14 protein-coding genes are annotated in these 13,043 nt (G+C 41.5%); 6 read left to right on the top strand and 8 right to left on the bottom strand.

The genetic code is table 11. The annotated features are described in order from the left end of the window. Positions 1 to 12: 12 nt before the first annotated feature. Complete coding sequence (locus ABIB50_RS23450) at positions 13 to 1,392, top strand: M28 family metallopeptidase (RefSeq protein ID WP_429383783.1); 1,380 nt, start codon at positions 13 to 15, stop codon at positions 1,390 to 1,392. Positions 1,393 to 1,940: 548 nt separating this feature from the next. Beyond that, complete coding sequence (locus ABIB50_RS23445; protein ID WP_429383781.1) at positions 1,941 to 3,173, top strand: rhomboid family intramembrane serine protease; 1,233 nt, start codon at positions 1,941 to 1,943, stop codon at positions 3,171 to 3,173. Positions 3,174 to 3,254: 81 nt separating this feature from the next. Here ABIB50_RS23445 and ABIB50_RS23440 read toward each other — a convergent pair whose 3' ends face one another. The 3 genes from ABIB50_RS23440 to ABIB50_RS23430 are packed head-to-tail and all read right to left on the bottom strand — an operon-like array spanning position 3,255 to position 5,169. After that, the gene (locus tag ABIB50_RS23440; protein ID WP_429383779.1) at positions 3,255 to 4,061 is read right to left on the bottom strand and encodes an ABC transporter permease; all 807 of its coding nucleotides are present in this window, start codon (positions 4,059 to 4,061) and stop codon (positions 3,255 to 3,257) included. After that, complete coding sequence (locus ABIB50_RS23435; protein WP_429383777.1) at positions 4,058 to 4,963, bottom strand: ABC transporter ATP-binding protein; 906 nt, start codon at positions 4,961 to 4,963, stop codon at positions 4,058 to 4,060. Before ABIB50_RS23435 ends, ABIB50_RS23440 begins: the two co-directional genes overlap by 4 nt. After that, positions 4,957 to 5,169 carry a hypothetical protein gene (locus ABIB50_RS23430; protein WP_429383776.1) on the bottom strand — a complete coding sequence of 71 codons (213 nt, stop codon included), beginning with the start codon at positions 5,167 to 5,169 and terminating at the stop codon, positions 4,957 to 4,959. The genes ABIB50_RS23435 and ABIB50_RS23430 overlap by 7 nt, the downstream gene beginning before the upstream one ends. Positions 5,170 to 5,373: 204 nt before the next feature. Here ABIB50_RS23430 and ABIB50_RS23425 point away from each other — a divergent pair, with 204 nt between their 5' ends. The 3 genes from ABIB50_RS23425 (at position 5,374) to ABIB50_RS23415 (ending at position 7,508) form a co-directional block, all read left to right on the top strand. Beyond that, positions 5,374 to 6,405, top strand: coding sequence for a sensor histidine kinase (locus ABIB50_RS23425; protein ID WP_429383775.1), 1,032 nt, complete (start codon positions 5,374 to 5,376; stop codon positions 6,403 to 6,405). Between the two features lie 2 nt (positions 6,406 to 6,407). Beyond that, positions 6,408 to 7,139 (top strand): LytR/AlgR family response regulator transcription factor, encoded by a 732-nt coding sequence (locus tag ABIB50_RS23420; RefSeq protein WP_429383773.1) that lies wholly within the window; start codon positions 6,408 to 6,410, stop codon positions 7,137 to 7,139. A 66-nt stretch (positions 7,140 to 7,205) separates the two neighbouring features. Further along, positions 7,206 to 7,508, top strand: coding sequence for a GIY-YIG nuclease family protein (locus ABIB50_RS23415; protein WP_429383771.1), 303 nt, complete (start codon positions 7,206 to 7,208; stop codon positions 7,506 to 7,508). Between the two features lie 66 nt (positions 7,509 to 7,574). Here ABIB50_RS23415 and ABIB50_RS23410 read toward each other — a convergent pair whose 3' ends face one another. The 5 genes from ABIB50_RS23410 to metK form a co-directional block, all read right to left on the bottom strand. Then, a complete protein-coding gene (locus tag ABIB50_RS23410) occupies positions 7,575 to 8,456 on the bottom strand; it encodes a TraB/GumN family protein (protein ID WP_429383770.1) in 882 nt (293 codons plus the stop codon). Between the two features lie 20 nt (positions 8,457 to 8,476). After that, positions 8,477 to 9,214, bottom strand: coding sequence for a lysophospholipid acyltransferase family protein (locus ABIB50_RS23405; protein WP_429383768.1), 738 nt, complete (start codon positions 9,212 to 9,214; stop codon positions 8,477 to 8,479). 302 nt (positions 9,215 to 9,516) lie between these two features. Continuing rightward, positions 9,517 to 10,083: an NUDIX domain-containing protein gene (locus ABIB50_RS23400; RefSeq protein ID WP_429383766.1), complete on the bottom strand. Its 567-nt coding sequence runs from the start codon at positions 10,081 to 10,083 to the stop codon at positions 9,517 to 9,519. A 2-nt stretch (positions 10,084 to 10,085) separates the two neighbouring features. Beyond that, positions 10,086 to 10,616: a DUF3347 domain-containing protein gene (locus ABIB50_RS23395; RefSeq protein WP_429383764.1), complete on the bottom strand. Its 531-nt coding sequence runs from the start codon at positions 10,614 to 10,616 to the stop codon at positions 10,086 to 10,088. Positions 10,617 to 10,697: 81 nt separating this feature from the next. Next, positions 10,698 to 11,948, bottom strand: a complete 1,251-nt coding sequence (metK, locus tag ABIB50_RS23390) for a methionine adenosyltransferase (RefSeq protein WP_429383762.1) — start codon at positions 11,946 to 11,948, stop codon at positions 10,698 to 10,700. 221 nt (positions 11,949 to 12,169) lie between these two features. Between metK and ABIB50_RS23385 the strand changes: the two genes are divergently transcribed. Then, positions 12,170 to 13,042 (top strand): diacylglycerol/lipid kinase family protein, encoded by an 873-nt coding sequence (locus tag ABIB50_RS23385; protein WP_429383760.1) that lies wholly within the window; start codon positions 12,170 to 12,172, stop codon positions 13,040 to 13,042. The last annotated feature ends 1 nt before the right edge of the window (position 13,043 follow it).

Here is a 13,043-nt window from a genome sequence, read left to right as displayed (position 1 = left end):
AAATTATCACAAATGAAATATTGCAAACTGTTATTTGCGCTGTTGGCATTTACTACGCCGGTGCTTGCCCAAACAACCATCCGCCAGGACGCCGCTATTAAGCAAATGGTTGATGAAGTATCATCCAAAAACATTGAGGCTATTGTACGCAAGCTGGTGAGCTTTAAAAGCCGTAACACCATTAGCGATACCACCAGCAAAACCGAAGGCATAGGCGCCGCCCGTAACTGGATAAAGGCCGAAATGGAGAAGTATGCCGCCGCCTCAAACGGCCGGATGAAGGTAGAATTTGACACTTTTACGCAACCCGCCGGTGGGCGCATACCAAAACCCACCATACTTAAAAATGTGCTGGCCATATTAAAAGGAACCGACCCAATTGATACCCGCGTATATGTAGTATCGGGTCATTATGATTCACGCGTAACGGATGTGCTGAATGCCAACGCCGCTGAACCCGGCGCGGTTGATGATGCATCGGGTACCGCGGTATCTATGGAGATCTGCAGGGTGATGGCATCGCGCTCGTTCCCGGCTACTATTATTTTTATGGCGGTACCGGGCGAGGAGCAGGGCCTGAACGGATCGGCACACGTAGCTAAACGCGCTAAGGACGAGCATTGGAACATTGACGCCATGCTTAACAATGACATTGTAGGCAACACCCACGGCCAGGATAATGATCTGAAGGATAATACCCATGTGCGCGTATTCAGCGAAGGCATCCCATCTATCGACGCGGTGTTACGTACAGATACTACCCGCCGGGTGGCTGCCGCGATAAGCAGCCTGATAGGCAACGGCGGCGAAAACGACAGCCCCTCGCGCCAGCTGGCACGTTATATCAAGGAAACCGGCGAACGCTATGTAGACCAGTTAGATGTTAAACTCATTTACCGCCGCGATCGTTTTTTAAGGGGCGGCGACCAAACCTCGTTCCAATTGCAAGGCTTTACTGCTGTTAGGTTTACCGAAATGAACGAGGACTTTACCCACCAGCACCAGGATCTGCGTACCGAGAAAGGTGTTGTTTATGGCGACTTACCTGAGTTTGCAGATTTTAACTATACCCAAAAAGTAGCCCGTATGAATTTATCGGTGCTGGCTAACCTGGCATCGGCGCCGGCAGCACCTGAGAGTGTTGGGGTTACCACATCAGGCCTTACCAATAATACCACGTTAAAATGGCAAAGCCCCAAGATCGGTAAGAAACCTGCAGGCTATTACATCCTGATGCGCGAAACTACCAGTCCGGTTTGGGAGAAGAAGATCTTTGTGACCGGCAATGAAACCACTTTAGACTACTCGAAGGATAATTACTTCTTCGCGGTACAATCTGTCGATGCAGAGGGGCATGAGAGCTTGCCTATCTTCCCGAAACCGGTGCGTTAGCGGGTGTTGTTTTGTTTCACGAAAATGCAAAACAAATGAAACAGGTGAAACAAGATTTTGACTTAAGTATCTGATTGCTATTTGTTTACGAAAATTATGTGAAACAAAATGAAACAACTTTTACGTCAGGGTATTTTTGTGTGATAATTGCTTAAGTAACTTTAAATCAACATATTGCAAAATGGGCGATTTTTTGCCTTTTTTGTTTCATGAAACAAGCCGGGTGAAACAAAATAGCGATGAGTTTCAAACCCAGCGCTATTTGGTATATTGTGGACATATAATTACCAAATCTTAATCAATAAACTATGGCTTTTGGTTTCACTCCAAAATTTGAACAATCTGTAGAACTCAACGGATTTGATTGTAAACATTATCTCGCAATTTCCATTGCCGTGGCAAAGCAATTAAAATGGGATATCAACTACACCAGTAAAACCGGGTTTATAGCCTATATAGGGGGTGGTGTATTTTCTACGCTTGAAGAATTTAAATTAACCATAGCAGAAGACATAGTGCACTTAAAAAGCACGCTTTTAAGCAGCGGCATGTTTGATTGGGGAAAAAATAAAAAACATGTCGAAGCGTTTTTACAGACGTTTGATGAAATACAAACATCAGCTTCCGAAGAGCGATTAAAAGAAATGGTTGCCGAACTTGACCCTGTATTTGAGTCAGAGGAAGAAGATGCTTTAGCGCTGCCGCCACCAACCGCCAAAGATAATTTAAAAGGATTCCTGTCGTTGTTTGTTCCCCGTGAAGGATACTTTATTACCCCGATTCTTATTGATATCAATATCCTGATTTTTATCATAATGGTGATGTCAGGCGTAGGTATATTATTGCCAGATGGAGAAGATGTGTTAAAATGGGGCGCTAATTTTAGGGCATCAACACTTGGCGGCGAGTGGTGGCGTTTGTTAACCAATATTTTTTTGCATTTTGGTATACTGCACTTATTACTGAATATGTATGCGCTGATGTATATCGGCGTTTTATTAGAGCCGTATTTAGGTAAAGCTAAGTTTTTGACAGCCTATTTATTTGCCGGGATTATTGCAAGTTTAACCAGTATATATTGGCACCCGTTTACTATAAGTGCAGGAGCTTCGGGGGCTATCTTTGGCATGTATGGTGTATTTCTGGCTATGCTAACTACCAACTTTATTTCTCGCGAAGCACGAAAACCTTTATTAATAAGTATAGGTGTGTTTGTTGTATTTAACCTTGCTAACGGGGTAAAAGCAGGTATTGACAACGCGGCCCATATTGGCGGTTTGTTGAGCGGTTTTATTATTGGATATGCTTATTATCCGAGTTTAAAAAAACCTTTGCAGGCTGGCTTAAACTATTTGACCCTGGGAGTTCTTACATTGAGTTTCGTTATTGCATCAATTGTTGTTTATAAGCAAATACCAGATGATATTGTGAAATATGATAAAAAAATGGCTGCATTTTCCCGCTACGAAGAGAGCGCCCTTGAGGTTTTTAAATACCCTGAAAATACACCGAAAGAGGAGTTGCTGAAGATGGTGGATGCCGGTTTAAATGACTGGAATAAAAGTTTGGTTGTATTAAGTGAGGCAAGTAAACTTGATGTGCCTACAGAGGTCTTGGTGAGAAATAATCAACTGCAACAGTATTGCCAGCTACGGATAATGAGTTTCGGTTTTATAAGAAAGGGAATTAGTGAAAATACAGAAGCGTATGCTGATTCAGTAAAAGTGTATAATGAGAAAATTGAAACTTTATTAAACGATTTAAAAGGTATACAAAAATAGCGATGGGTTTCGAACCCATCGCTATTTAATATATTTTCACTACTCACTACTCACTACTCACTACTCACTACTCACTACTCACTATTTAACGCTTTTTCGCTGCACAATAAAAAATCCGGCAACAAATACTACCGCGCCTACTGCCAGGCTCACAAAAACATCATGCGTAAAAATATCTATTACTATTTGGGTTGGCGGTACGCCGGGTTTACGTACGCCCATCATGCTTTTTAGGGCAAGCATAGGGTGCGCATAAGGTATAACATAATTGTACTGCCAATTAACACCAACGCTTATTACGCCAGCTATAAAGCATATAAAACCTATGCCCATCGGCTTTAAAAAATCCGACCAGATCAAACTCAATAAAAACTGTATAGATAAAATGCCTAAAGCCGATAAGAATAGTTTAAAATAAACCTGTAACAATGGCCACTCCATGTGGTAGTCGGCAAATTTTAGTTCGGCGGGTTTTAGTATACCTAATAAATCGCCAAAACCTATAGTAAATAATGCAAAAAGCATTAAGGTTAAAAACACCAGGAAAAGCATATATACAAACTTGGCCGAATAAACCGACCATTTTGGTATAGGCAGGCTAAATAGCGTTTTCCAGGTATCGGCCTTATGCTCAATAGCGTTTACCGAATAGGCTATAAATATGCAAAACATAGGCAATAATAAAGCGCCCATAACATTTAACGGGATGCCTGCAAAGCGCATCCAGGTAAGCAAACCCGGCGCGCCGGCTAACTTAGCGCTGTTGGTATAGGTGCCAATAGCTGCCAATAACAATAATATAAACGGCAACAATATAGCCGCCCAAAAACCTAATGTTTTGCGGCTCTTATAAAATTCTGATTTTAGAGATAAGAAGAAGCCTTTCATTTTGCAGGGGTTTGGGTAATATCTAAGAATAATTTTTCCAGGTCCTTCTGTACTTTGTGTATGCTGTAAACGGTACAACCGTTTTTTACAAGTAAGGTGTTTATTTCGGCGGTTTTATCTTTTGATTGATATGTAACCGATAAATGATCATCATTAATCTCTACGACGTGATAGCCATTTTTCTTCAGCAGGTTAGCAGCGTCAACAGTATTAGCTACTTCAATATGCACCAATGGCTGGCTGATAGCATCCAGGTCGGTTATAGGCCCCTGGAATAATAATTCGCCATTATTAATAATACCAACGTGGCTTGCCATGCGCTCAATTTCGCCCAGCAGGTGGCTTGATATAAAAACTGTTTTGTTATGTTTGGTTACCAGCTCTTTTAACAGTTCGCGGATCTCGATGATACCGTTAGGGTCAAGGCCGTTGGTGGGCTCGTCAAGCATTAATAATTTAGGATCAGAAAGCAAAGCCAGGGCAATACCCAGGCGCTGCTTCATCCCCAGCGAATAATTGCTTGCTTTTTTGTTGCCGGCTTGCGATAGACGCACAAGCTTAAGCATTTCGTCAACACGTTTTTCAGAGACTTGTAGTAGGATCGCCCTGTTTCGCAGGTTTTCCCTGCCGGTTAGGTGGCCGTAGATAGCAGGCTGCTCAATTAATGAACCTACCTGCGCTAATATTTCTGTACGATTTGCCTCAAAATCAAGGCCGAATATTTTGATGCTGCCCTCCTGCGATTGCAAAAGGTTAAGCAGTAATTTAATTGTAGTGGTTTTCCCGGCGCCGTTAGGGCCAAGAAAACCATATATACTTCCTTCCGGAACTTGTAGTGATAGTGACTTGACAACCGTTTGGCTGCCAAAATTAAAGGTTAACCCATCGGTTTGGATTACCATACTGCCTGGTTGCTAACAGTGCAAACCGCCTTAATCAGGCTTATGCCTTTAACAAACAATGATGTTGCGTGCACGGTAGATGCAGCAGCATTATCAAGGTTTTGCTTTTTTTGTTCAAACTGGTAACTAATGCCCATAATTAATGCAAACATTACCGGAGCAAGTAACAGTATAAATGGATTGGTGTTGGTGAACAGCTTTTTCATTGTGAGTGATTTTTTTTGATGCAACAAAGGAACACCCTTTTTTTAACCTGCTAAAAACATTTATACCAACCCGCTTAATTTGTAGATAAACGCCCGTTTGTAGTAAATGTCCGTTGGTCGGATATAAATGCCCGTTCATCGATAAAATACCTAACTGTATATAAATAATATAGCGCTGAAAATCAAAATATTAAATTTGAACCAATGAAAAAGAACTGGCAAATTTTCTGGCATATATTTATTTGGGTATGCATTATAGCTTTTTTCCTGTTTATTGTGCACAGCAATACTAAAATGACTACCCAGCGTATGCTGGTAATATTTGTACTGTACGGCGCTATCAACATCAGCTTATTTTATCTTAACTACCTGTTATTTATACCGCAATTTTTAAATAAAAAGCGGTACGGGTTATACATAACAGCTGTTGTAATTACCATTATAGCCTACGGTGTGGCCAAGTATGGGGTAGGCCTTTTCTTTAAGGATGATATATTAATGCGCAGCATGGGCCCTAAGGAAACCAAGCATGTGCTTATCGGTTTTTGGTCGTACTTTATAAGTACTTTTATCACCAGCATCATATTTGTATTTTTAAGTGTAGTACTTAAATTTAGTATCGATTGGTTTTTGAATGAACGGATCCAGCGTGATTTGGAGAACCAACGCCTAAGCGCCGAGCTGGCTTTCCTTAAATCGCAGATCAACCCGCATTTCCTGTTTAATTCGTTAAACAGTATTTATTCGCTGGCCTACCAGCAGTCTGAAAACACGCCCGGCGCAATCCTTAAGCTATCAGAAATTATGCGGTATATGCTGTATGAGTGTAATGATAATAAGGTAGACCTAAGCAAAGAGCTGCAATACCTGCAAAACTATATCGACCTGCAAAAAATAAGGTTTGGTGACAAAGCTTATTTTGAGTTTAAGATTGATGGACAAGTAACCGACCAGCAGATAGTGCCGTTGTTATTAATTGCCTTTATTGAAAATGCCTTTAAGCATGGTATAGCCAACGATGCGCTTTCGCCCATCCGCATGTTAATAAGCGTGGATAAGGAGCACCTGCACTTCTTTGTCCAAAACAAAAAACATAACAATAACCGCGACGCTATCGGCGGCATTGGCCTGCATAATGTTAAGCGCCGGCTTGATCTTTTATACCCCGGTAAATATAATTTAGAGGTGCGCGACGAAATTGACACCTATACTTGCGAATTATCCTTAGTTTTATAGCCATGATAAGATGCCTTATAGTTGATGATGAGCCTTTGGCCCTGCATATACTGGAAGACTATATCTCCAAAGTGCCTTTTATGGAATTGGTTAAATCAACCACCAACCCTATTGAGGCGTTAACACTGGTTCAGGATGGCAATATAGACCTGGTGTTTTTGGACGTGCAAATGCCCGAGCTTACCGGCATACAATTTCTGCGCATAGCCAATGGCAAAACAAAAGTTATATTGACAACTGCTTACCCGCAATATGCTTTAGAGGGTTATGAGCTGGATGTGGTTGATTATCTGCTTAAGCCTATCGCCTTCGACCGGTTTTTTAAGGCAGCGCAAAAGGCGCAGGGTATTTTACAGCCATCAAAAGCCGTTGCGCCCGAGCCGGTACAGGTACAGCAGCAACAAAATGATTTTTTAAGCGATTTTATATTTGTTAAAAGCGAGCACAAGATCCAGAAGGTTTACCTGCACCAGATCCTGTTTATTGAGGGGCTGAAAGATTATATATCCATCTTTACCACTACCGAGCGGATTATCACCCTGCAAAACATGAAGAAGATGGAAGACACCCTGCCCGAGAAACATTTTGTACGGGTACATAAGTCATACATCGTAGCGCTAAACAAGATTGACAGCATTGAGCGTAGCCGTATCCGCATAGGCGATAAAATTATCCCGGTAGGTGATACTTACCGCGACGATTTCTTTAAGATAATTGACGGGAAGAACGTTTAGCCCCCCTATAATAATTTTGTCATTTCGAAACGAGGTACGAGTGAGAAATCTTAAACGAGCGACCGGATGTGGAACTATAACTTCTATGTTTATATAACAACTAATCCTGAGAAGACTGTTTTGTATGTCGGTGTAACCAACGATTTAAGACGAAGGCTTTACGAACACGCTGAGAATAAAGGAAATCCTAAAACGTTTGCGGGCAAATATTTCTGTTATAACTTGGTTTATTTCGAGCATTTTAGCCATATCAACTATGCGATAGATCGTGAAAAACAACTGAAGAAATTGCGAAGAGAAAAGAAAGATAACCTGATTGATTCTTTTAATCCCGGTTGGAAATTTTTAAACGCCGAAGTAAGCGAATGATTCCAAGGCGTATAAGATTTCTCACTCGTACCTCGTTTCGAAATGACAAGCTTGGTTGAAAGATTCTTATATCTTAACCGCCTTTACCGTATAACCCTTTAATCTTAACTGATTAATTAAACCATATTGCCCTACCAGGTGTGCGGCGCCAACAGCAATAAACGTTTGTTGCTCACTTATAATTGCCGGTATTTTAATTATCCATCTAAGGTTGCGGTCCTTAAGCATTTTATCGCTCAGCTCAGGTTTTTTTTCTTTGACAAGAGCGTCATTAATCATTTTATCTATGCCATCAAGATCTTGTTTTAGGTAAAGGGCGTACAGTTTTTCGCCATCTTTTTTCGCTTCGTCCTTTTTACGTATGCTTTCCAGTAAATTCTTTTTTTGTTCATTCATAGGCGTCCCAAATATCATGTCACCTTGTTCTTTCAAGGTTTCAAAGCCCATCACTTTATCACCAAGCCTTTTACCTTCCTGCTGAAAATAGACATCAATAGCCGGGTTGGTATCAGAAAATGTTTTGGGCATTGTAAACCCAAGCAGCATTAGCTGTACTGCGGCGGGTTTAAAATGCGTAAGCATCTCCATGGTCATAGGTGAAACCCCGGTTACATAATCGCTCACTATTTTGTATTCTTCGGGGGTGTATAGTTTATCAAGTGTTGTATCATCAGGAAGTGTCATAGCGGTAAATACATTTCCCATCGCTGTGGAATCCATTATTGCTTCGCCAGCCACCATTTTACAGGCATTGAAATACTTTTTAATATCGGATAAGCTGTCAACCAGTTTCTTGCTTGCAAAATGATAAGTGCCAAATAAATAAGACGGTGCTTTTAGCCCGTTTCCGGTAACTTCCCACAACAGGCTATTGTATTTTTTAGTTTGGGCGTTTACAGTGGTTAACCCCAACGCGGCCGTTAGTATTAGCAGAATTAATTTTCTCATGATGGTTTAGGTTGGATTATTTAGGCTTGGTTTAATGCTTTCTTTATCCGGTTTTCGGCTTCTTTAACAACTTCTTCAACTGTGCCGGTGCTTGGTTCAATAGGTTCTAATACCTCCCAGGTCATATTTATAAAAGTGTTAAGCGGAAATAAACCATACCGGATCATTTGCCACGAATTATTGATGGCGATGGGTACCAGCAAAGCCTCCGGACATTTTTTAAGGATAATAGCAATGCCACCTGCCTGGAAGGGTTTTACCTGCCCGGTTTTTGAACGGGTGCCTTCCGGAAAAATAACTGCCGACCATTTATTCTCTTTCATCCTTGTCCCCAGCTTACCCATTTCCATTAGCGACTGACGCGGATCGTTACGGTCAATATTAGCACCGCCGCCATATTTCAGGTTAAAGGATATGGATGGGATACCCTTAGTAAGCTCGATTTTGGATATAAACTTTGCGTGGTATTTACGCAGGTAATAAATAAGCGGGGGGATATCCAGCAAACTCTGGTGGTTTGACAAAAATATCATGGGGCGGCCAACCGGCAGGTTTTGGTTGTTGATAAATGTAACGGTGTTACCCAGCAGGTAAACGGTTTTGGTAAGTAACAGGTCTAAAAGATCAACCACGGCCTTGTGCGCTTTATAGCCTATAAACTTATAACTTATCCATTGTATAGGCTGAAAGATCACCAGCTCCAACAAAAATACCAGTATAGCAATGGGCGATAAAATATAACCGAGAAACTTTTTCATGCTTTAGTTGATGCTGCGAAATTAAAAATATTTTAACAATTAGCCTCACCCCAAATCCTCGTCTTAAGGGAAATCGTAAAAAATAAAAAACTATTAAGGAGGCACCTCTGGAGCCTTCCGCTGTAATTTTTCTTGCTATAAACAGGTTACTCCTCCGGAGTTTCAAAAGGACAGTTCCAGCGGAACTACCTGTTTATAGTAAATATCGAACAATTTTTAACGGCTCCAGCGGAGCCTCCTATTCTTTAGCGATTTCCGACTTTCCCTCCCAACGGACTCTTATGAAGGAGTGGGTGAGGCTATTAAAGCGACAAGGTGCCTTCAAGCAACAATAATTTAACTTTTAAAACGGCAGCCACGGTAACAGAATCAAGGATCTCGCCGGCACACACCATTCGGTAAACTTCATCAAACGGCACTTTGTTCACTATTAATTGTTCGGTATCTTCGGGTTCGGCTTCAAATTGTTCCAACCCGGTAGCTACATATATCATACACAACTCATCACTTACCGAATTGCTTAGGTGCATGCGCTGAATTGCTGTCCAGTTTTTGGCAACAAGGCCGGTTTCTTCTAACAGCTCTCGTTTGGCGGCAGCTAACGGATCATCAGCTAACGGCCCGCCGCCTTCGGGGATCTCCCAGCTGTACGCATTCAATACAAAACGATATTGCCCAACCAGGTAGGTATTCATATCCGCATCTAACGGTACTATACCAATGGCCCGGTTTTTAAAATGAATTTTGCCATAAATACCCGGGTTGCCCGATGGGTTTATCACCTGGTATTCGGTCAGGCTTATCCACGGGTTATCATAAACCCGTGTTTCTGATTTAACCTGCCATGGATTTTCCTCGGGATGCTGCATGTTTATTTTTTAATAGGATCTGCCGGCAGGATCTCTTTAACCGAACCGTCTTTTGACATTTTTTTATCAGCTGCCCCGTAATAAGGGTTCTTAACTGCGGGGCTATTGCTTAACCAATAGCTATCGTTACTTGCGCTATACAGTTTATACATCGGGAAGGGGTCCATCTTCATGTCTTTTAACGTACCGTATAAAGTATTTGATAATGCCGAGAAGTGCTTGCGTTGATAAGAGATGGAATTACTCTCGCTTATTTCGCGCGCTGCACGTTGTAAGCGTGCCAGGTAATCAAACCAGGCGGCATGTTGCTGGCTGTTCATGTCTTTGGTAGGTACCGTGTTAAGGTCCCACACCATCTTACCGGCTTTATTTTGGGCAAGGCCTGCATTGTTGGCTATCAGGCCGTTTTTAATTTCTAAATAATCTTTTATAACGGTGGTTACGGCAAAATTCAGGCCGCGTTGTTGTGCTTTGGCAGGATTAAATGCTATTAAAATTACGGTTAAAAATAAGATAGCTTTTAGCAGTTTCATTAATACTAATTTAGGGGGGAATAAAAAAAGAGCGATAGATTATCTATCGCTCTAAATTAAAAAAAAATAATTTGAAAGCTGTTATAAGCCAAATGCGGCTTTAACTTTATCTACGTAGTCCAACTTTTCCCAGGTAAACAGCTCAACTTCTTTTGTTATTGTACTGCCATCATAGTGGGTAAATGTTTTGGTTACAGTTTGGCTTGGCTTGCCAAAGTGGCCATAAGCAGCGGTCTCGCTGTATATAGGGTTACGCAGTTTAAAACGGGTTTCGATAGCGTATGGGGTCATATTAAAAATGGCCTCTACTTTTTTAGCTATCTCGCCATCGTTTAAGTTAACTTTTCCGGTTCCGTAAGTATTTATGTAAATACCCATTGGCTGTGCAACACCAATAGCGTATGATACCTGTACCAATACCTCGGTGCAAACCCCGGCCGCAACCAGGTTTTTGGCAACGTGGCGGGTAGCATAAGCAGCAGAACGGTCAACTTTTGACGGATCTTTACCAGAAAACGCGCCACCACCGTGTGCACCTTTACCACCATAAGTATCCACAATAATTTTACGGCCGGTTAAGCCGGTATCGCCATGCGGGCCGCCGATAACAAATTTACCGGTTGGGTTAATATGGTATTTAATATCGCTGTTAAAGAAGTGAGCGTATTTTGGGTATTTAGCTTTAACACGTGGTATTAATATACCAATAATGTCTTTGCTTATCTTAGCCAACATAGCTTTCTCTTCGTCAAAATCATCATGTTGGGTAGAAATTACAATGGCATCAATGCGCGTTGGCACGTTGTTGTCATCATACTCCAATGTAACCTGCGATTTTGCATCAGGACGCAAATATTTAATATCAGTGCTTTCGCGGCGGATAGCAGCAAGCTCAATTAATAAAGCGTGCGCAATATCTAAAGCTAACGGCATATAGTTATCAGTTTCGATGGTTGCATAACCAAACATCATACCCTGGTCGCCGGCGCCTTGCTCTTCTTTGCTCTGGCGGTCAACACCCTGATTGATATCCGGTGATTGCTCATGTATAGCTGATAATACGCTGCAAGAGCTTCCATCAAACATATACTCGCCTTTGGTATAACCAATTTTGTTGATTACTTCGCGGGCTATTTTTTGCACATCCAGGTATGCTTGTGATTTTACTTCGCCGGCCAAAAATACCTGGCCGGTTGTTACTAATGTTTCGCAGGCAACTTTTGATTCAGGATCATGAGCTAAAAAGTTATCTATTAATGCGTCCGATATCTGATCGGCAACTTTGTCCGGGTGTCCTTCTGATACGGACTCTGATGTAAATAAATATGGCATGTTTTGTATCTGTGTTTTATGTTAAATGTTTTATATCAAAACAGGAAAGAAAAGTTTAACTGAACTTTGTAAAGAAGCAGGGTTTTAGCACTTTTTTACGTGGTTGCAATCCGACCCCGATGTATTGGGATAACTAAATCAGTCCACTATTGTGCGCCAAAAATAAAACAATTTTTGCAAAGCCGAAAATACATTTACTTTTGGCTGCTAAAAATATTTTTTTGGAACGGAAAACGCTATTTATTATAAACCCTATATCGGGCGGGAAGAAAAAGGACGGTGTGCCCGAGCTAATTGGTAAATACTTTGATGGCGATAGTACCATAATATTTACCAAAGGGGTATCGCATGCAAGCGAGGTTGCCGCCGGGGCCATTGATAATTACGATATGATTGTAGCCGTGGGCGGCGATGGTACTGTAAATGAAATAGCATCGGCGCTGGTGGGCAGTAAGGCTGTGTTGGGTATTGTGCCTTGTGGATCTGGTAACGGGTTATCGCGTTTTTTAGGTATCCCAATGGATATTAAACAAGCTATAGAAAATTTAAATAATGGTACCGAGGCGTTAATTGATTCGGCACAGGTAAACGGGAAGGCGTTTTTTAACATGGCAGGTATGGGTTTTGATGCGCATATTGCCGAGGTATTTGCAACCGGGAAAAAGCGCGGCTTTATTACCTATATTAAATCTTCGTTACAGGAAGTGCTTAATTATAAGCCGCAAACTTATCATATTGAGGTAGACGACAGCATGTATGAGCGTAAAGCCTTTATGCTAAGCTTTGCCAATTCATCACAGTATGGTAATAATGCGCACATATCACCCAAAGCGTCGGTGCAGGATGGGTTGATAGATGTTTGTGTTATAAAACCATTTCCGCTATATCGTTTTATTGAGCTGGGTATCCGGATGTTTACAAAAACCACCAATGGGTCACGGTATGTTGAAATTATTCGTGGCAAACACATAGTAGTTAAACGCGACAGCGCAGGCCCGGTACACCTTGATGGCGAGCCTGAAACAGCCGGCAAAGCGATAGAAATTAATGTTTTACCAAACTCGTTAAAAGTAATAGTAGGTAAGGAGTTTTAAT

The organism is Mucilaginibacter sp. UYCu711, assembly GCF_050433825.1.
In the GTDB taxonomy this organism is placed as follows: Bacteria; Bacteroidota; Bacteroidia; order Sphingobacteriales; family Sphingobacteriaceae; genus Mucilaginibacter.
The sequence above is the reverse complement of the archived record's forward strand: the minus strand, read 5'-3'. Positions and strand labels throughout refer to the sequence as shown.

What these genes read in the sequence shown, in the direction of transcription:
- metK (WP_429383762.1), bottom strand. Translation starts at nt 11,948, where the DNA reads ATGCCATATTTATTTACATCAGAGTCCGTATCAGAAGGACACCCGGAC.
- ABIB50_RS23405 (WP_429383768.1), bottom strand. Translation starts at nt 9,214, where the DNA reads ATGAAAAAGTTTCTCGGTTATATTTTATCGCCCATTGCTATACTGGTA.
- ABIB50_RS23415 (WP_429383771.1), top strand. Translation starts at nt 7,206, where the DNA reads ATGTGGAACTATAACTTCTATGTTTATATAACAACTAATCCTGAGAAG.
- ABIB50_RS23420 (WP_429383773.1), top strand. Translation starts at nt 6,408, where the DNA reads ATGATAAGATGCCTTATAGTTGATGATGAGCCTTTGGCCCTGCATATA.
- ABIB50_RS23440 (WP_429383779.1), bottom strand. Translation starts at nt 4,061, where the DNA reads ATGAAAGGCTTCTTCTTATCTCTAAAATCAGAATTTTATAAGAGCCGC.
- ABIB50_RS23430 (WP_429383776.1), bottom strand. Translation starts at nt 5,169, where the DNA reads ATGAAAAAGCTGTTCACCAACACCAATCCATTTATACTGTTACTTGCT.
- ABIB50_RS23400 (WP_429383766.1), bottom strand. Translation starts at nt 10,083, where the DNA reads ATGCAGCATCCCGAGGAAAATCCATGGCAGGTTAAATCAGAAACACGG.
- ABIB50_RS23450 (WP_429383783.1), top strand. Translation starts at nt 13, where the DNA reads ATGAAATATTGCAAACTGTTATTTGCGCTGTTGGCATTTACTACGCCG.
- ABIB50_RS23445 (WP_429383781.1), top strand. Translation starts at nt 1,941, where the DNA reads ATGTTTGATTGGGGAAAAAATAAAAAACATGTCGAAGCGTTTTTACAG.
- ABIB50_RS23425 (WP_429383775.1), top strand. Translation starts at nt 5,374, where the DNA reads ATGAAAAAGAACTGGCAAATTTTCTGGCATATATTTATTTGGGTATGC.
- ABIB50_RS23395 (WP_429383764.1), bottom strand. Translation starts at nt 10,616, where the DNA reads ATGAAACTGCTAAAAGCTATCTTATTTTTAACCGTAATTTTAATAGCA.
- ABIB50_RS23435 (WP_429383777.1), bottom strand. Translation starts at nt 4,963, where the DNA reads ATGGTAATCCAAACCGATGGGTTAACCTTTAATTTTGGCAGCCAAACG.
- ABIB50_RS23410 (WP_429383770.1), bottom strand. Translation starts at nt 8,456, where the DNA reads ATGAGAAAATTAATTCTGCTAATACTAACGGCCGCGTTGGGGTTAACC.